The sequence below is a fragment of the Constrictibacter sp. MBR-5 genome (genome assembly GCF_040549485.1).
Taxonomy (GTDB): Bacteria; Pseudomonadota; Alphaproteobacteria; order JAJUGE01; family JAJUGE01; genus Constrictibacter.
Window position 1 is genome coordinate 260,456 of record NZ_JBEPTK010000005.1, and the last position, 16,869, is coordinate 277,324.

A 16,869-nucleotide genomic window follows, 5' to 3' on the forward strand; every position below is an offset into this window, starting at 1 on the left:
CGATCATGCCCAAGCTCAAGGTCGACGGTATAGAGGTCGAGGTCCCGCCCGGCAGCACGGTCCTTCAGGCGTGCGAAGCCGCGGGCAAGGAAATCCCGCGCTTCTGCTATCACGAGCGCCTGTCCATCGCCGGCAACTGCCGGATGTGTCTGGTCGAGATCAAGCCCGGCCCGCCGAAGCCCGCCGCGTCCTGCGCGATGCCGGCCGGCGAGAACATGGAAGTGTTCACCGAATCGGCGATGGTCCTGAAGGCCCGCAAGGGCGTTATGGAGTTCCTGCTGATCAACCATCCGCTCGACTGCCCGATCTGCGATCAGGGCGGCGAGTGCGACCTGCAGGACCAGGCGATGGGCTATGGCATGGACCACAGCCGGTTCGCCGAGAACAAGCGTGCGGTGCCCGACAAGTATATGGGCCCGCTGATCAAGACGATCATGACGCGCTGCATCCACTGCACGCGTTGCGTACGCTTCGTCGACGAGGTCGCGGGCATGCCGGCGATCGGCGGCCTGTTCCGTGGCGAGCACATGGAGATCAGCTCGCTGGAGCGCGCGGTGACGTCCGAACTGTCGGGCAACGTCATCGACCTCTGCCCCGTCGGCGCCCTGACGTCGAAGCCTTACGCCTTCGCCGCGCGCCCGTGGGAACTGCGCAAGACGGAGACGGTCGACGTCCTCGACGCACTCGGCTCCAGCATCCGCGTCGATTCGCGCGGCATGGAGGTGCTGCGCGTCCTGCCGCGAATCAACGAAGAGATCAACGAGGAGTGGATCTCCGACAAGACGCGCTTCGCCTATGACGGCCTGAAGCGTCAGCGGCTCGACCGGCCCTATGTCCGGCGCGACGGCAAGTTGCGCCCGGCGACCTGGGACGAGGCGTTCGCCGCCATCGCCACCCGATTGAAGGGTCTCGCCGGCGACCGCTTCGCCGCCATCGCCGGCGACCTCGCCGACTGCGAGTCGATGGTCGCACTGAAGGATCTGGCGACCGGCCTCGGCTCGACGAATATCGACTGCCGCCAGGACGGTGCGAAGCTCGATCCGGGCGTGCGCGCCGGTTACGTCTTCAATGCCGGTCTCGCGGGTATCGAGGCGGCCGATGCCATCCTGCTGGTCGGTACCAATCCGCGCTTCGAGGCGCCGGTGCTCAACGCCCGCATCCGCAAGCGCTGGAAGGCTGGAGCGCTGAAAGTCGGCGTGCTCGGCCCGCAGGCGGATCTGACCTACCGCTACGACTATCTCGGCGCCGGCGCGCAGACGCTGGCCGACGTGGGCGAGAGTGGCCATGCCTTCCTCGACGTCCTGAAGAACGCCGAGCGGCCGCTGATCGTCGTGGGACAGGGGGCGCTCGCCCGTCCCGACGGCGCGGCGGTGCTCGCGGCATGCCGTGCCCTGGCCGAGTCGGTCGGTGCCGTCGGCGACGAGTGGAACGGTTTCGCGGTGCTGCATACGGCCGCGGCGCGGGTCGGCGGCCTCGATCTGGGCTTCGTGCCGCGCGACGGTGGCCGCGACGTCGAGGGCATCCTTCAGGGCTGCGAGTCGGGCGAGGTCGAGGTTGTCTATCTGCTCGGCGCCGACGAGTTCGACACGTCGCGCCTGGGCAACGCCTTCGTGATCTACCAGGGTCATCATGGCGACGCCGGTGCGCATCGCGCCGACGTCGTCCTGCCCGGCGCCGCCTATACCGAGAAGAACGGCATCTACGTGAACACCGAGGGTCGCGTGCAGTATGCGAACCGCGCCATCTTCCCGCCGGGCGAGGCGCGCGAGGACTGGACGATCGTCCGGGCCCTGTCGGGGGTTCTCGGCGCGCCGCTGCCCTACGACAATCTCGACCAGGTGCGGCAGCGGCTGGTGGAGGTGAACGACGTGTTCGCCCATCGCGACGAACTGCTGCGCAATCCCTGGGGCGACTTCGGTACCGCAGGTGCCATGCAGTCTTCCGCCTTCGCCTCGCCGGTGACGAATTTCTACATGACCGACCCGATCTCGCGCGCTTCGGAAACGATGGCGCGCTGTACGGCCGAGTTCCAGAACCGGGAGCTGACGGGCACCGATGGCTGATTTCTGGAACGGATACGTCTGGCCGACGGGTCTGATCGTCGCGCAGATCCTCGCGATCGTGCTGCCGCTGCTGGTCGCCGTAGCCTATCTGACGCTCGCCGAGCGCAAGGTCATCGCCGCGATGCAGATGCGCGTCGGGCCGAACGTCGTCGGCCCCTTCGGTCTGCTCCAGCCGCTGGCCGACGGCCTGAAGCTGCTGCTGAAGGAGACGATCATCCCGGCGGGCGCCAACCGCGTCGTCTTCATCCTGGCGCCGATGCTGACCTTCATCCTCGCGATGGTCGCCTGGGCGGTGATCCCGGTGAGCTACGGCTGGGTGCTGTCGGACATCAATGTCGGCGTGCTCTATCTGTTCGCGATCTCTTCGCTCGGCGTCTACGGCATCGTGATGGCCGGCTGGGCCAGCAACTCGCGCTACGCCTTCCTCGGTGCGCTGCGGTCCGCCGCGCAGATGGTTTCCTACGAGGTGTCGATCGGCCTCGTGATCATCACCGTGCTGCTCTGCGTCGGCTCGCTGAACCTGACCGACATCGTCATGGCGCAGCAGACGGTGTGGTTCGCCATCCCGCTGCTGCCGATGTTCGTCGTGTTCTTCGTGTCTGCACTGGCGGAGACGAACCGCGCGCCCTTCGACCTGCCCGAGGCCGAGGCCGAACTCGTGTCCGGCTACAACGTCGAATATTCGTCGATGGCGTTCGCGCTGTTCTTCCTCGGCGAATACGCGAACATGATCCTGATGAGCGGCATCACCACGGTGCTGTTCCTCGGCGGTTGGCTGCCGCCATTCGGCTTTGCGCCGTTCACCTGGATCCCCGGCGTCGTCTGGTTCGCGCTGAAGGTCGCGTTCTGCCTCTTCGTCTTCCTGTGGGTGCGCGCCACGTTCCCGCGCTACCGCTACGACCAGCTCATGCGTCTCGGCTGGAAGGTGTTCCTGCCGCTGTCCCTGCTGTGGGTGATCCTCACGGCGGGCGTGCTCGTGGCCACCGGCTGGATCCCCGATCCGGTCATCCGGCCGGCACTCTGAGCCGAGAAAGAGGGATCCCACCGATGTCGTATATCGACAGGCAGGCTCGCAGCTTCTTCCTCTGGGAGTTGCTGTCCGGCATGGCCATGACCTTCAAGGTCATGTTCAAGCCGAAGGTCACCCTGAACTACCCTTACGAGAAGGGGCCGCTCAGCCCGCGTTTTCGCGGCGAGCACGCGTTGCGCCGCTATCCGAACGGCGAAGAGCGCTGCATCGCCTGCAAGCTGTGCGAGGCGGTCTGCCCGGCGCTGGCGATCACCATCGAGGCCGAGCCGCGCGCCGACGGCAGCCGGCGCACGACGCGCTACGACATCGACATGACGAAGTGCATCTATTGCGGCCTGTGCCAGGAGGCCTGCCCGGTCGATGCGATCGTCGAGGGTCCGAACTTCGAGTTCGCGACCGAGACGCGCGAAGAGCTGATGTATGACAAGGACAGGCTGCTGGCGAACGGCGACCGTTGGGAAGCGGAGATCGCTCACAATCTGGCGCTCGACGCGCCGTACCGTTAAGAACGCAACACCAGAGCGCGCGGCGAGCATGCCGCGTCAGTGGCGCGGGCGGCATTGCCCGCGTCGCGCCATCGGGAGAACGGCGTGATCGTCCAGGCCCTCGTCTTCTATCTCTTCGCCTTTGTGGCGGTGGCGTCGGGCGTCATGGTCGTCTCCGCCCGGAACCCCGTCCACTCGGTGCTCTACCTGATCCTCGCCTTCTTCAACGGTGCGGGCCTGTTTGTGCTGATGGGCGCCGAGTTCCTCGCCATGGTTCTGGTGGTCGTCTATGTCGGCGCGGTCGCGGTGCTGTTCCTGTTCGTCGTCATGATGCTCGACATCAACATGGCCGAATTGCGGTCCGGCGTGCTGCAGTACCTGCCGATCGGCGCGCTGATCGGTATCGTCCTGCTGGTCGAACTGGCCTTCGTCTTCGCCGTGTGGGTGGTCGCACCCGAGGCGCAGGCCGTGTTCGGATCGCCGACCCCGCTGCCGGGGACGATGACCAACACCCATGCGCTCGGCCACGTGCTCTATACGAAATACATCTACCTCTTCCAGGCTGCCGGCATGGTGCTGCTCGTCGCCATGATCGGCGCAATCGTGCTGACCCTGCGCGAGCGGGAGGGCGTGCGGCGCCAGCGCATCTCCGACCAGCTCGCGCGGCGCAAGGCGGACACGATCGAACTGGTGAAGGTCACGACCCGGGGGGGCGTGTGATGACCATCGGCCTCGCGCACTATCTCACCGTCGCGGCGATCCTGTTCACGCTCGGCATCTTCGGGATCTTCCTGAACAGGAAGAACGTGATCGTCATCCTGATGTCCGTCGAGCTCATGCTCCTGGCGGTCAACATCAACCTCGTCGCCTTCTCGACCCACCTCGGCGACCTCGTCGGACAGGTGTTCGCGATGTTCGTCCTGACCGTCGCCGCCGCCGAGGCGGCGATCGGCCTCGCCATCCTGGTCGTCTATTTCCGCAACCGCGGCTCGATCGCGGTCACCGACATCAACATGATGAAGGGCTGACGGCCGGATGTACGCCGCAATCGTCTTTCTGCCGCTCGTCGGCGCCCTCGTCGCCGGGTTCGGCGGCCGCTTCATCGGCGACCGGGGAGCCCAGGTCGCGACGTGCGGCGCGATGCTGCTCGCCGCGCTGCTCTCCGTCGTCGCCTTCTTCGACGTGGCCGTCGGCGGCTCGCCGCAGACGGTCGTGCTGTTCGACTGGATCCGGTCCGGCACCTTCGAAGCGACCTGGGCGCTGCGTTTCGACACGCTGACCGCGGTCATGCTGATCGTCGTGACCATCGTGTCGGCGGCCGTGCACGTCTATTCGGTCGGCTATATGAGCCACGACCCGCATATCCCGCGGTTCATGGCCTATCTGTGCCTGTTCACCTTCGCCATGCTGATGCTGGTGACGGCGGACAACCTGCTGCAGATGTTCTTCGGTTGGGAGGGCGTGGGGCTCTGCTCCTACCTGCTGATCGGCTTCTGGTTCGACAGGCATTCCGCCAACGCCGCCGCGATCAAGGCCTTTGTCGTCAACCGCGTCGGCGACTTCGGCTTCATCATGGGCATCCTCGGCGTCTATCTCGTGTTCGACACCATTCAGTTCGACACGATCTTCGCCGCGGCGCCCGGGCAGGCGGGATCCAGCCTCGAATTCCTCGGGATGCAGTTCCCGACGCTGGAGATCATCTGCTTCCTGCTGTTCGTCGGCGCCATGGGCAAGTCGGCGCAGGTGCCCCTGCACACGTGGCTGCCCGACGCCATGGAGGGTCCGACCCCGGTCTCCGCGCTCATCCATGCGGCGACGATGGTGACGGCCGGCGTGTTCATGGTGGCGCGCCTGTCGCCGGTGTTCGAGTACGCGCCGACGACGCTCGGCATCATCACGGTGATCGGCGCCACCACGGCGATCTTCGCCGCCTCCGTCGGCCTCGTGCAGAACGACATCAAGCGGGTCATCGCCTATTCGACCTGCAGCCAGCTCGGCTACATGTTCTTCGCCATCGGCGTTTCGGCCTATCCGGCGGCGATCTTCCACCTGATGACGCACGCCTTCTTCAAGGCGCTGCTGTTCCTCGGCGCCGGTTCGGTGATCCACGCCATGTCCGACGAGCAGGACATGCGCCGCATGGGCGGCATCTGGCGCGAGATCCCGATCACCTACGCGATGATGTGGATCGGCAGTCTCGCATTGGCGGGCGTACCGATCTTCGCCGGCTACTATTCCAAGGACATGATCCTGGAATCCGCCTGGGGCGCGCACTCGGCGGTCGGCGACTACGCCTTCTGGCTCGGCATCCTCGCCGCGGCGATGACCGCCTTCTATTCGTGGCGCCTGATCTTCATGACCTTCCACGGCAAGCCGCGCGCCGACGAGCACGTCATGGCGCACGTCCACGAGTCGCCGCCGGTCATGCTCGCGCCGCTCTTCGTGCTGGCGGTCGGTGCGGTCCTGGCCGGCATCGTCGGCTACGGCGCCTTCGTCGGCGACGGCATGGCCGACTTCTGGAACGGGGCCATCCTGATCCTGCCCGAGCATCACGCGATGGAGAACGCGCATCATGCGCCGTTCTGGGTGAAGATCGCGCCGCTGGTCGTCGGCGTAGTCGGCATCGCCGTCGCGTTCCTGCTCTACATCCGCGACCCGGCCATGCCGGGACGCATCGCCGCCAAGGCGCAGGGGCTGTATCGCTTCCTGCTGAACAAGTGGTACTTCGACGAGCTCTACGACCGCATCTTCGTGCGGCCCGCCGCCTGGCTCGGCGTCGGCTTCTGGAAGGGGGGTGACGGTGCCGTCATCGACGGGCTCGGTCCGAACGGGCTCGCGGCGGCGACGCGCGGACTGGCGCGTCAGGCGAGCCGGCTGCAGACCGGCTACGTCTATCACTATGCATTCGTGATGCTCATCGGGGTGGTCGTCTTGGTTACCTGGTATCTCTACCGCGTGGGGGGCTGACGGCGGTGGACTGGCCGATCCTTTCGCTGACGACCTTCCTGCCCCTGGTGGGAGCGGCGTTCATCCTCCTGATACGCAGTGACGAGGAGACCGTCACCCGCAATGCGCGCTACGTCGCGCTGTGGACGTCGCTGGTCACCTTCGTCATGTCGCTCTTCATCTGGTTCGGCTTCGATCCGGAGCTGCGCGGCTTCCAGTTCATCGAACAGGCCGAGTGGTTCCCGGAGTTCGGCATCGGCTACCGGATGGGCGTCGACGGCATCTCCGTCTTCTTCGTGCTGCTGTCGACCTTCCTGACGCCGCTCTGCATCCTGTCGAGCTGGGGCGCGGTCGAGACGCGCGTCAAGGAATACATGGTGTCCTTCCTCGTCCTCGAGACGCTGATGGTCGGCATGTTCTGCGCGCTCGACTTCATCACCTTCTATATCTTCTTCGAGGCCGTTCTCATTCCGATGTTTCTCATCATCGGGATCTGGGGCGGGTACCGGCGCGTCTACGCGGCGTTCAAGTTCTTCCTCTATACGCTCCTCGGCTCCGTCCTGATGCTACTCGCCATCCTGGCGATCTACTTCGAGATCGGGTCGACGGACATGATCGTGGCTCTCGGCCACCGTTTCCCGGTCGAGATGCAGACCTGGCTCTGGCTGGCGTTCTTTGCCTCCTTCGCCGTGAAGATCCCGATGTGGCCGGTGCACACCTGGCTGCCCGACGCGCACGTCGAGGCGCCGACCGCAGGCTCCGTGATCCTCGCTGGCGTGCTACTGAAGATGGGCGGCTACGGGTTCCTGCGGTTCTCCCTGCCGATGTTCCCGGACGCGTCGGAATATTTCGCGCCGATGGTCTTCGCGCTCAGCGTCGTGGCCGTGATCTACACGTCGCTGGTGGCGCTCGTTCAGGAGGACATGAAGAAGCTCATCGCCTATTCGTCGGTGGCGCACATGGGCTTCGTGACGATCGGCATCTTCAGCGGCAACCAGCAAGGCATCGAGGGCGCGATCTTCCAGATGCTCTCGCACGGCATCGTGTCGGGTGCGTTGTTCCTCTGCGTGGGCGTCGTCTACGACCGCATGCACACCCGCGAGATCGCGCGCTACGGCGGTCTCGTGCACCGCATGCCGATCTACGCCCTGGTGTTCATGGTCTTCATGATGGGGTCCGTCGGGCTTCCCGGCACGAGCGGCTTCGTCGGTGAATTCCTGGTCCTCGTCGGGGCGTTCCAGGCGAATACCTGGGTGGCCTTCCTTGCGGCCACCGGCGTCATCCTGGGTGCCGCCTACATGCTCTATCTCTATCGCCGCGTCGTCTTCGGCCCGCTGGTTCGCGAAGACCTGAAGAACATCATGGACCTGAACCGGCGTGAGATCGTCATCATGGTCCCGCTGGTGATCATGGTGCTGTGGATGGGCATCTATCCCAACTCGTTCCTCGGACCGATGCACACGACGGTCGAGGCGCTCGTGGAGTCGACGACGCGGACCGCCGTCGACGGTCAGGCGTCGGTCGCGCCGACCTTCGCCAGTCTGTTCGGCCGCTAGGGGGTCCGCGCCGCCATGTCCGAGTTCATCAACGTCGCAGCCGCGGTCCCGGAAATCTTCATGGCCATCGCCGCCATGGGGATGCTGATGTACGGCGTCTTCAAGGGCGAGGGGGCGGCCCGCTCCGTCTCCTGGATCGCCGTCGCGGTCCTGGCGGTCACCGCCGGCCTCCTGCTCATCAAGGGCGGCAATCGCGAGGTCGCCTTCGCCGGCCTCTTCGTCATCGACCAGTATGCCGTGTTCGCCAAGCTGCTGATTCTTCTCGGCTCGGCGCTTGCGATCCTGATGGCGGTCGATTTCAACGAGCGTGAAGGCACGGCGCGCTTCGAGTACCCGATCATCGCGGTCATCGCGACGCTCGGCATGATGATGATGGTCTCGGCCAACGACCTCATGTCGCTCTATATCGGCCTCGAACTGCAGAGTCTGTCACTCTACATCCTCGCCGCCTTCCGCCGCGACTCGCTGAAGTCGACCGAGGCCGGGCTCAAGTATTTCGTTCTCGGTGCGCTCTCGTCGGGCATGCTGCTCTACGGCGCCTCCCTGGTTTACGGCTTTTCCGGGACGACCAGCTTCGACGGCCTGGCCCAGGTCTTCGCGTCCAACGCCCAGCCTTCCATCGGCGTGATCGTCGGCATCGTGTTCGTCGCCGCCGGCCTCGCATTCAAGGTTTCGGCCGTGCCGTTCCACATGTGGACGCCCGACGTCTACGAAGGCGCGCCGACCCCTGTGACGGCCTTCTTCGCGGTCGCCCCGAAGATCGCCGCCGTGGCACTGTTCGTCCGGGTGCTGATGGGGCCGTTCGCCGATCTTGTCGATCAGTGGCAGCAGATCGTCTGGGTGATCTCGGTGGGCTCGATGCTCATCGGCTCCTTCGCCGCCATCGCCCAGACCAACATCAAGCGGCTGATGGCCTACAGCTCGATCGGCCATGTCGGCTATGCCTTCGTCGGCCTCGCGGCGGGCACCGAGATCGGCGTGCGCGGTGTGCTGATCTACATGGCGCTCTACCTGTTCATGAACATCGGTGCCTTCGCCTGCATCCTGGCCATGCGGCAGAAGGGCCGGATGGTCGAGGAGATCGGCGACCTCGCCGGCCTGTCCCGTACCCATCCCATGGTGGCGGCGGCCTTTGCGGCATTGATGTTCTCGATGGCGGGCATCCCGCCGCTCGCCGGCTTCTTCGGCAAGCTCTACGTGTTTCTCGCCGCGATCGAGGCGGGGCTGATCGTCCTTGCCGTGATCGGCGTGCTGACCAGCGTCGTGAGCTGCTACTACTATCTGCGGATCGTGAAGCTGATGTATTTCGACGAGGTCGTCGAACCCTTCGACCATCCGCTGGGTCGTGGTCTCGGGGTTCCGCTCGCGATCAGCAGTATCGTGACGATCCTCTTCATTCTCTATCCCACGCCGATCACCAGCGGCGCCGCGGCGGCGGCGGCGGCGCTCGTCGGCGGATGACCGGCATGCCGGCGCTGCCCGCCGGCTACGGCCTGATCTCGCTTCCCGAGGTCGACAGCACCAACGCCGAGGCGATCCGGCGGGCGCGCGCCGGTGAAGCGGACCGGACGGTCGTCTGGGCGCTGGAGCAGACGGGCGGGCGCGGCCGGCGCGGCAGGGCCTGGAAGACCGGGCCGGGCAATCTCGCCTGCACGCTTCTGCTTCGACCCGACGTTGCCCCCAACGTCGCCGCACAGCTCGGTTTCGTCGCGGCTCTGGCGATCGCCGACATGGCTGTCGCGCTTCTTCCCGAGGCGATGGTCCGGGTAAAGTGGCCGAACGACGTTCTGGTCGATGAGCGCAAGGTTTCCGGTATCCTGATCGAGTCGATGGCCGGAGTCGGCGGACGGATCGAGTGGGTCGCGGTTGGCATCGGGGTCAATCTGGTCGGGCATCCCGTCGACACCGAAACGCCGGCGACCGATCTTGCCACCGCGGGCGCCGGTGTCGTTTCGCCGGGGCGGGCGCTGTCGCTGCTCATCGACCGCTTCGAGCGTTGGCTCGTTCCATGGCAGGCCGGCGGCTTCGAGTCGTTGCGCGAAGCGTGGCTGGAACGCGCATGGCGGCTCGGCGAGACGATCCGCGTCAGGCTGGAGCGAGAGACGATGGAGGGCCGGTTCGCCGGGTTGGACAGGGATGGTGTCCTTGTCCTGGAATTGTCATCCGGGCTAAAACGGTACGTTGCGGCCGGAGAGGTGTTCCCCGTGGGCGGCCCAGGAGAAGGCGATGCTGCTGGCGGTGGACGCCGGTAATACGAATACCAAGTTCGCGGTCTATGACGGCGACGAGCAGAAAGGCATCTGGCGCACGTCGAACGAGCCCAACCGGACGGCCGACGAATATGCCGTGTGGCTGCTGCAACTGATGCAGCTCCAGGGGCTGGCCCGGGATACGATCGACGCGGTCATCGTCGGCACCGTCGTGCCGGCGTCGTTGTTCAACCTGATGACGCTGGCGCGCCGGTACTTCCACTGCGAGCCGCTCGTCGTGGGGGATCCGCAGGTGAAGCTGGGAATGCGGGTCCTGACGCTGAACCCGGCCGAGGTCGGCGCCGACCGCATCATGGCGGCAGTCGCCGCGCACGAGACTTACGGCGGGCCCCTCATCGTCGTCGATTTCGGTACCGCGACGACGTTCGACGTCGTGAACCGCGAGGGCGACTATCTCGGCGGTGTGATCGCGCCGGGGGTCAACCTGTCCATCGAGGCGCTGCACAGGGCGGCGGCGAAGCTGCCGATGGTCGGGGTGGAGCGACCGCGCGCCGACAACAAGGTTCTGGGCCGGTCGACCATCCAGGCGATGCAGTCTGGGGTCTACTGGGGGTATGTCAGTCTCGTCGAGGGGCTGATTCGCCGTCTGAGGGAGGAGCACAAGGAGGACATGAAGACCGTCGCCACCGGCGGCCTGTCCTCGCTCTTCGCGGACGCAACCGACGTCATCGACCATGTCGACAAGGATCTCACATTGCGCGGACTGCTCGAAGTCTACCGGCGGAACGCGGCATGACCGCGTTGCCCGAGATTGCCGCCACGGAGGTCGTCCCGCCCGAGGACGAGGTCCTGTTCGTGACGCTGGGGGGCGTCGGCGAGATCGGCATGAACGTCGCTCTCTACGGACATGCCGGTAAATGGCTGATGGTCGACCTGGGGGTCACCTTCGGCGACGATACGACGCCGGGCGTCGATCTGATCCTGCCGGACCTGCGCTTCATCGAGGCGCAGGGCGGACGGCTCGTCGGGATCGTCATCACCCACGCGCACGAAGACCATGTCGGCGCGGTTCCCTTCTTCTCAAAGACCTTCGGCTGCCCGGTCTATACCACGCCGTTCACGGCGGCCTTCCTGCGGCGAAAGCTCGCCGAGAACGGCGCGGCGGGCCAGATGAAGATCGTCGAAGTCCCGCTCGGCGGTTCGTTCAGGGTCGGACCGTTCGACCTTGAACTGGTCACGATGACCCATTCGATTCCCGAGCCGAACGGCTTGGTCATCCGCACCGCCGTCGGGACGCTGCTGCATACCGGCGACTGGAAGATCGACCCCGAGCCGGGCGTCGGCGCCCCGCCGGACACCGAGAAGCTGGCGGCGATCGGCGATGCCGGTGTGTTGGCCATGATCTGCGATTCGACCAACGCGTTGATCGAGACGCCGACGCGCTCGGAGGCCGAGCTGCGCGAGAGCCTCGAGGCGCTGATCGGTGAGTGTACCGGCCGGGTGGTGTTCACCTGCTTCGCCAGCAACATCGCGCGGATGCAGACCATCGCCGCGGCGGCCGCGGCGAACCGCCGGCGGGTCGCACTGGTCGGGCGGTCGCTGCTGCGCATGAACGATGTCGCCCGGGAGACCGGGTACCTGAAGAACACGCCCCCCTTCCTCTCCGAGGAGCATGTGGGCTTCCTGCCGCGCGAGGAGGTCGTGCTGATGTGCACCGGCAGCCAGGGCGAGCCGAAGGCCGCCCTCAGCCGGATCGCGTTCGGTACCCATCCTAACGTCGTGCTCGATCCGGGCGACACGGTCGTCTACTCGTCGCGCACGATCCCTGGGAACGAGCGGTCGGTGGACCGGGTACAGGACAAGCTCGTCCAGCTCGGCCTCGACATCATCACGAACCGCGAGCGCCTCGTGCACGTCTCCGGCCATCCGTCGCGGCCGGAACTGAAACAGATGTACGGCTGGGTGCGACCGCGCTTCGCGGTGCCGGTGCACGGCGAGTTGCGCCATCTGCACGCCCATGCCGAACTGGCACGCGACTGCGGTGTGGAGGAGGCCCTGCTGGTCGAGAACGGGGTGCTCCTGTCGTTCTCGCAGAAGGGACGCCAGCGGCTCGGAAAGGTGCCCACTGGGCGACTGACGCCGGACGGCCGCAACCTCTCGCGTCTCGATGGCGAAGCGCTGCGCGCGCGCCGGCGCATGGCCGTCAACGGATCGGCGATGGTCTCGCTGGTCGTCGGACGCGACGGCGCGCTGCTCGCCGATCCGCAGATATCGGTGCGCGGCCTCTCGGAGGAGATCGAGGAGGGGCGCCTTCAGGACGCGATGGCCGACGCGGTCGAGCGCGCCGTGACGGCGTTGTCCGGCGGTCGGCGCCAGGACGACGAGGCGATCCGCGACGCCGCGCGCAGCGCGCTGCGCCGAACGCTGCGGAACCGCTACGACAAGCGGCCGATCGTAGAGGTGCACGTCGTCCGGGTCGGGCGTTAGGCTTCCAGGGTGTTCGGTCGGGCGAGGTGCGGGCTGGCGAAGCCCAGCCGGCCGAGTCCGACATGCACCTCGGGGCAACTCATGAAGAGATCCCAGAGCAGCCCGCTCCGGTAGTTCTCGATCATCACGACGATCGGCCCCTGGTCGATCGACAGCCATGTGTCGGCGTACCAGTCGCGCGTCTCGCAGAAGGCGTCGACGAAGCCGTGCTCGCGCCACACGCGCTCGCGCATTGGACCCATCAGGTGGCGCAGGACCCGGAGTGACTCTGCCGGCATATAGGGCAGGCTCGAGAGGGCCGCCGTCGGCGCGATGACGCCCGTGTCGTTGTCGGGCGCGTGCGCCGCATAGCCGTCCGGCCCGTCGCTCGAGGTCAGGCCCCAGCAGTCGGCGCCATAGCCCGCATGCCCGTTCGGGTTGGCGATGCAGTGTGCCCGGTTGATCTGGGTGTGACGGACATTCTGCTGCCAGTAGTCGGCATAGGCATCGCGCAGCCCGCGCGGATCGAGTCCCAGAAACGAATAGTGCGCGAAGAAGAGCGGCCCGCCGAAGTCCGGTCCCAGGGGCAGGTCGATGCCGTAGTAGCGCCGGTCGTTGCGGAAGCGCCGGCTCTCGGCCCAGCCGCGATGATAGGCCGCCGCATCGATGTCATGGGTCGGCGAGGACGCGGCCATGACATAGGCGATCAGGCATTCGTTCCAGCCCAGGATTTCCATGTCCATGTCCCAGCCGTGCCGGGGGCTCCAGTGCCAGTAGAGGACATGGCGCCCGTCGCGCGTATGCCAGTTCCACTTCGCCTCGCGCCACAGACGGTCGATGCGGCCGCGCAGGTCGCGTTCGGCCGGGGCATCGCTCCGGAAGTATTGGCGGGCGCAGAGAAGCCCGACGAACAGGAAGGCCGTCTCGACGATGTCGCCGCCATCGTCCTTGCGGCTGAAGGGGATGGTGCGGCCGGTGCGACCGTCCAGAAAATGCGGAAAGATGCCGTGGTAGCTCTCGGCCCGCTCGAGGAAGTGCACGACGAGGCCGAGCCTCTCCACGGCCTCGCTTCGGCCGATCCAGCCGCGAGAGCAGGCGGTGACGATCGACATGATGCCGAAGCCCGATCCGCCCGTGGTGACGGCGTCCGGCCCGTAGAGCGGATGGACATCGCTCCTGTCGCGCACGAGCCCGCTCACCGGATGCGCCAGGTCCCAGAAGCAGCGAAAGGTCTGCCGCTGTACCAGATCGAGCAGGGCTTCGTCGGAGGCTGAATGGGAGACGGTCACGGCGGGCCACGTCCTGTCGGAAAGCCGAGACTGGCGACCGGACGCACTCACTGTCAACCACTCCCTCGCGGCCGCACGGGTGGCTAGGAGGGATCGGTTGGGCGGCGGGACGTAGAAGCGCCCGGCCAGGGGGGACCGGCCGGGCGCTGGGGGCGTCTAAGCCAATGGACGAGGGGGGGATCGTCCGTGAGGGCGGCGATCAATGCCGTCCCCGGCTTATGCGTCACCAGATATGGCGGCGGCGGACGAATGCAAGTGCATCTCCGCCGTTCTTTGTCAAGAAAAATTGATGAGTGTTTCCAAGAGTATCTGCCGGCATGCGGCCGGCTTCTCGAAGGGCATCATGTGCCCCGTGCCATCGAGCCTGGTCAGCTGCGCGCCCGTGACGCGGGCGGCGGCGATCTCCTGGACGAGCGCTGCCCAACTCGGCGGTGCCGGGGGGACCGCGGGCTCCGATGCCACGAAGTGGACCGGGCTGGGGAAGCGCGGCAGGGCTTCGAACGTGGTGACGTTGTCGACGGCCTGATAGGTCGCCATCTCGACCTCCGGCGCGCACGCCAGTTCGAAGTCGCCGTCCGCCGTCGGACGAAGCGTGGCGCTGCAGTGGGCCTGCAGCATGTCCGGCCTGAACTGGGAGTAAGGGATGCGCTTTCCGAGCGAGGCGGCGTATGTCGCAGGGTCGACCCAGCGTCGCCGGCGCCTTGCCGCACCGGCGATCAGGTCGCGGCCGGTTGATGCGGCTATGGCATATTCGGGGTGGTCGGCGGTCGGGACGAGCGGCGGCTCGAACAGCACCACCGCCCGCCAAGGCGCCACGCCTTCGATCGCACCGAGACGAAGTGCGGCGACTCCCGAGAAGGAGTGGGCCGAAAAGAACATTGGCCTGTCGCCGACGATCTCCCGGACGCGCGCGACGTGCAGGCCGAGGTCGCTGGTGTAGCGGTCGATGTGAAGGGTTTCGTCGAACGGAAGCGGCGGCTGCTGCGAGCCGCCATGGCCGCGCGCATCGAAGGCGAAGACCTGGAAGTCGTCGCACAGCTCCTCGAGCAGCGGCAGGTAGCTGCCAGCGGAGAAGCCGTTCGCATGGCCCCAGAGCAGGACCGGTGCGTCGGCGCACCCGCGACGCAGGCGGTACAGGCGGAGGCCGAGCCCGTCGCGTGCCGTCACGGTCAGCAGCTCGGCGGCGGTCGCCGGAATGGACGGCGGTGGAAGCGTCGCAGCCCGGCTCACGCCGCCGCCCGTCGCTGCCGTGCGGCCACGTGCGTCCGGCAGGCGTCGCCGAACGCTTCGAACAGTCGCCGCGACAGCGTATCGCCCTGCCAAAGGGCTTCGGGATGCCACTGCACGCCGACAGCGAACGTCGCCGATCCGGTGACGCAGACGGCCTCGACCACGCCGTCGGGCGAGACGGCCTCGACGCTCAGCCCCTCGGCCAGCCGGTCGATCGCCTGTGCGTGCAGCGAGTTCACCATTACCTCCGGCACCTCCGCCAGCCGGTGGAGGTGGCCACCCGGCGTCAGGCTGACCGTATGGACCGGACCCGAGCGCTCGCCCGGCGGCTTGGTCTTGTCGGAGCGGTGGTCGCGCTTGCCTTCGACCGTGTGCAGGAACTGGTGCAACGTGCCGCCCATCGCGACGTTGAGTTCCTGGATTCCCCGGCAGATCGCGAACACCGGGACGCCCTGGCGCAGCGCCGCGCGGAGCAGGGGCAGCGTGGTGGAGTCCCGGGCGGGATCGTGCAGGATGTCGGGTGCCGCGGGTTCGGCGCCATAGTGGAACGGTTCGACGTTCGACGGGCTGCCGGTCACCAGCAGGCCGTCGAGCCGTTCGGCCATGCGTTCAAGGTCCAACCGTTCGCCCAGCGCCGGCACGATCATCGGGACGACGCGCGACGCCTCGGTGAGTGCGACCAGATAGCGCTGGTTGACCGCGTGGAACGGGAAGCCGTTCACGTCGCGGACACAGGCGGAGATCCCGACGATGGGCGCGGGTTCGGGGATGGTTTCGACGGGGGTCATCGTGCCGGAAATGCTGACATGTCTGCAGCATTGTGGGGGCGCACGACGCTTCTGCGCAAGACCCGGCCGCCGACGGTGGGCATCAGCGCGGCCGGTCCGTCCAGACCGGCTCGTCGAACACGAAGCGCTCGTTTGCGATCGGTGTGCCGAACGTGGCGTCGCGCAGCGTCACGTAGGTCACGACGCCCTGCGCGTCGGAGACGGCCCACTGCTCCAGGCGCATGGGGTTTTCGCTGAACACCAGCGTCACCGCGCCCTGGTTCGGCTCGCTCGTCTTGATCAGCGTGATCAGGATGCGGTCCTCCCGCCGCGCCACCTCGGTGACGGTGACGTCGCCCTGCATCTCGATCTTCGGCGACAGCAGGAACCAGGCCGGCGTGTCGCGCTGATTGATGTAGGAGGCGGTCTTCAGGTCGCGATCGTAGTGGATCAGGTGACGTCCGTTGGCCACGATCAGCACGGGTACCGGCGGGTCGTACTCGAAGCGCATCCGGCCGGGCCGCGACAGATAGATCTTGCCGGTCGCCCGTTTGTTTGCGCTGTCGACCTGCGTGAACCGTGCTTCCATGGTCTGGATGCCGTTCAGATACTCTTCGGCACGCTTGACGATCGCCCGATCGTCGGCCGACAGCGGCCCCATGCCGCGAGTCGGGTTTCCCGACGGGGCAGCAGCCTGGGGAGTGGCGGCCTGGGCCAGGGCGCCGCCGGGAGCGGCGGTCAGGCAAAGACCAGCACCGAGCAGCAGGGCTGCCGCGGCGCTGCGGGTCTGGAAGACGGCGGGCAGGCGAACCCTCGGAAACATCGGC

15 protein-coding genes are annotated in these 16,869 nt (G+C 66.8%); 11 read left to right on the top strand and 4 right to left on the bottom strand.

What is annotated here, in order from left to right; all coding sequences use genetic code 11:
• Positions 1-5: 5 nt before the first annotated feature.
• The 11 genes from nuoG (at position 6) to ABIE65_RS13530 (ending at position 12,777) form a co-directional block, all read left to right on the top strand.
• Complete coding sequence (gene nuoG / locus ABIE65_RS13480; protein ID WP_354078301.1) at positions 6-2,063, top strand: NADH-quinone oxidoreductase subunit NuoG; 2,058 nt, start codon at positions 6-8, stop codon at positions 2,061-2,063.
• A complete protein-coding gene (gene nuoH / locus ABIE65_RS13485) occupies positions 2,056-3,087 on the top strand; it encodes an NADH-quinone oxidoreductase subunit NuoH (RefSeq protein WP_354078302.1) in 1,032 nt (343 codons plus the stop codon). Before nuoG ends, nuoH begins: the two co-directional genes overlap by 8 nt.
• A gap of 23 nt (positions 3,088-3,110) precedes the next feature.
• Positions 3,111-3,599: an NADH-quinone oxidoreductase subunit NuoI gene (gene nuoI, locus ABIE65_RS13490; protein WP_354078303.1), complete on the top strand. Its 489-nt coding sequence runs from the start codon at positions 3,111-3,113 to the stop codon at positions 3,597-3,599.
• Between the two features lie 84 nt (positions 3,600-3,683).
• Positions 3,684-4,298: an NADH-quinone oxidoreductase subunit J gene (locus ABIE65_RS13495; RefSeq protein WP_354078305.1), complete on the top strand. Its 615-nt coding sequence runs from the start codon at positions 3,684-3,686 to the stop codon at positions 4,296-4,298.
• Positions 4,298-4,606: an NADH-quinone oxidoreductase subunit NuoK gene (gene nuoK / locus ABIE65_RS13500; RefSeq protein ID WP_354078306.1), complete on the top strand. Its 309-nt coding sequence runs from the start codon at positions 4,298-4,300 to the stop codon at positions 4,604-4,606. Before ABIE65_RS13495 ends, nuoK begins: the two co-directional genes overlap by 1 nt.
• Before the next feature lie 7 nt (positions 4,607-4,613).
• Positions 4,614-6,545 carry an NADH-quinone oxidoreductase subunit L gene (nuoL, locus tag ABIE65_RS13505; protein ID WP_354078307.1) on the top strand — a complete coding sequence of 644 codons (1,932 nt, stop codon included), beginning with the start codon at positions 4,614-4,616 and terminating at the stop codon, positions 6,543-6,545.
• Positions 6,546-6,550: 5 nt separating this feature from the next.
• The gene (locus ABIE65_RS13510; protein ID WP_502918531.1) at positions 6,551-8,080 is read left to right on the top strand and encodes an NADH-quinone oxidoreductase subunit M; all 1,530 of its coding nucleotides are present in this window, start codon (positions 6,551-6,553) and stop codon (positions 8,078-8,080) included.
• Between the two features lie 15 nt (positions 8,081-8,095).
• The gene (gene nuoN / locus ABIE65_RS13515; protein WP_354078308.1) at positions 8,096-9,541 is read left to right on the top strand and encodes an NADH-quinone oxidoreductase subunit NuoN; all 1,446 of its coding nucleotides are present in this window, start codon (positions 8,096-8,098) and stop codon (positions 9,539-9,541) included.
• 5 nt (positions 9,542-9,546) lie between these two features.
• A complete protein-coding gene (locus tag ABIE65_RS13520) occupies positions 9,547-10,332 on the top strand; it encodes a biotin--[acetyl-CoA-carboxylase] ligase (RefSeq protein WP_354078309.1) in 786 nt (261 codons plus the stop codon).
• Complete coding sequence (locus ABIE65_RS13525; RefSeq protein WP_354078311.1) at positions 10,307-11,086, top strand: type III pantothenate kinase; 780 nt, start codon at positions 10,307-10,309, stop codon at positions 11,084-11,086. The genes ABIE65_RS13520 and ABIE65_RS13525 overlap by 26 nt, the downstream gene beginning before the upstream one ends.
• On the top strand, positions 11,083-12,777 hold the full coding sequence (locus ABIE65_RS13530; RefSeq protein ID WP_354078312.1) for a ribonuclease J: 1,695 nt from the start codon (positions 11,083-11,085) through the stop codon (positions 12,775-12,777). The genes ABIE65_RS13525 and ABIE65_RS13530 overlap by 4 nt, the downstream gene beginning before the upstream one ends.
• On the opposite strand, the gene ABIE65_RS13535 is transcribed toward ABIE65_RS13530, so the two are convergent.
• From ABIE65_RS13535 to ABIE65_RS13550, 4 genes are all read right to left on the bottom strand, one after another.
• Positions 12,774-14,045, bottom strand: a complete 1,272-nt coding sequence (locus tag ABIE65_RS13535) for a glucoamylase family protein (RefSeq protein ID WP_354078313.1) — start codon at positions 14,043-14,045, stop codon at positions 12,774-12,776. The two genes, ABIE65_RS13530 and ABIE65_RS13535, sit on opposite strands and share 4 nt — an antisense overlap.
• Before the next feature lie 276 nt (positions 14,046-14,321).
• Positions 14,322-15,275 carry an alpha/beta fold hydrolase gene (locus ABIE65_RS13540; protein ID WP_354078315.1) on the bottom strand — a complete coding sequence of 318 codons (954 nt, stop codon included), beginning with the start codon at positions 15,273-15,275 and terminating at the stop codon, positions 14,322-14,324.
• Positions 15,272-16,063 carry a gamma-glutamyl-gamma-aminobutyrate hydrolase family protein gene (locus tag ABIE65_RS13545; RefSeq protein WP_354078316.1) on the bottom strand — a complete coding sequence of 264 codons (792 nt, stop codon included), beginning with the start codon at positions 16,061-16,063 and terminating at the stop codon, positions 15,272-15,274. The genes ABIE65_RS13540 and ABIE65_RS13545 overlap by 4 nt, the downstream gene beginning before the upstream one ends.
• An 82-nt stretch (positions 16,064-16,145) precedes the next feature.
• Positions 16,146-16,865, bottom strand: coding sequence for a LolA family protein (locus tag ABIE65_RS13550; RefSeq protein WP_354078317.1), 720 nt, complete (start codon positions 16,863-16,865; stop codon positions 16,146-16,148).
• Positions 16,866-16,869: the final 4 nt, after the last annotated feature.

Bases quoted from the DNA above. Each gene is read 5' to 3' on its own strand.
- nuoG (WP_354078301.1), top strand. From the start codon at position 6: ATGCCCAAGCTCAAGGTCGACGGTATAGAGGTCGAGGTCCCGCCCGGC.
- nuoH (WP_354078302.1), top strand. From the start codon at position 2,056: ATGGCTGATTTCTGGAACGGATACGTCTGGCCGACGGGTCTGATCGTC.
- nuoI (WP_354078303.1), top strand. From the start codon at position 3,111: ATGTCGTATATCGACAGGCAGGCTCGCAGCTTCTTCCTCTGGGAGTTG.
- nuoK (WP_354078306.1), top strand. From the start codon at position 4,298: ATGACCATCGGCCTCGCGCACTATCTCACCGTCGCGGCGATCCTGTTC.
- nuoL (WP_354078307.1), top strand. From the start codon at position 4,614: ATGTACGCCGCAATCGTCTTTCTGCCGCTCGTCGGCGCCCTCGTCGCC.
- nuoN (WP_354078308.1), top strand. From the start codon at position 8,096: ATGTCCGAGTTCATCAACGTCGCAGCCGCGGTCCCGGAAATCTTCATG.
- ABIE65_RS13520 (WP_354078309.1), top strand. From the start codon at position 9,547: ATGCCGGCGCTGCCCGCCGGCTACGGCCTGATCTCGCTTCCCGAGGTC.
- ABIE65_RS13525 (WP_354078311.1), top strand. From the start codon at position 10,307: ATGCTGCTGGCGGTGGACGCCGGTAATACGAATACCAAGTTCGCGGTC.
- ABIE65_RS13530 (WP_354078312.1), top strand. From the start codon at position 11,083: ATGACCGCGTTGCCCGAGATTGCCGCCACGGAGGTCGTCCCGCCCGAG.
- ABIE65_RS13545 (WP_354078316.1), bottom strand. From the start codon at position 16,063: ATGACCCCCGTCGAAACCATCCCCGAACCCGCGCCCATCGTCGGGATC.
- ABIE65_RS13550 (WP_354078317.1), bottom strand. From the start codon at position 16,865: ATGTTTCCGAGGGTTCGCCTGCCCGCCGTCTTCCAGACCCGCAGCGCC.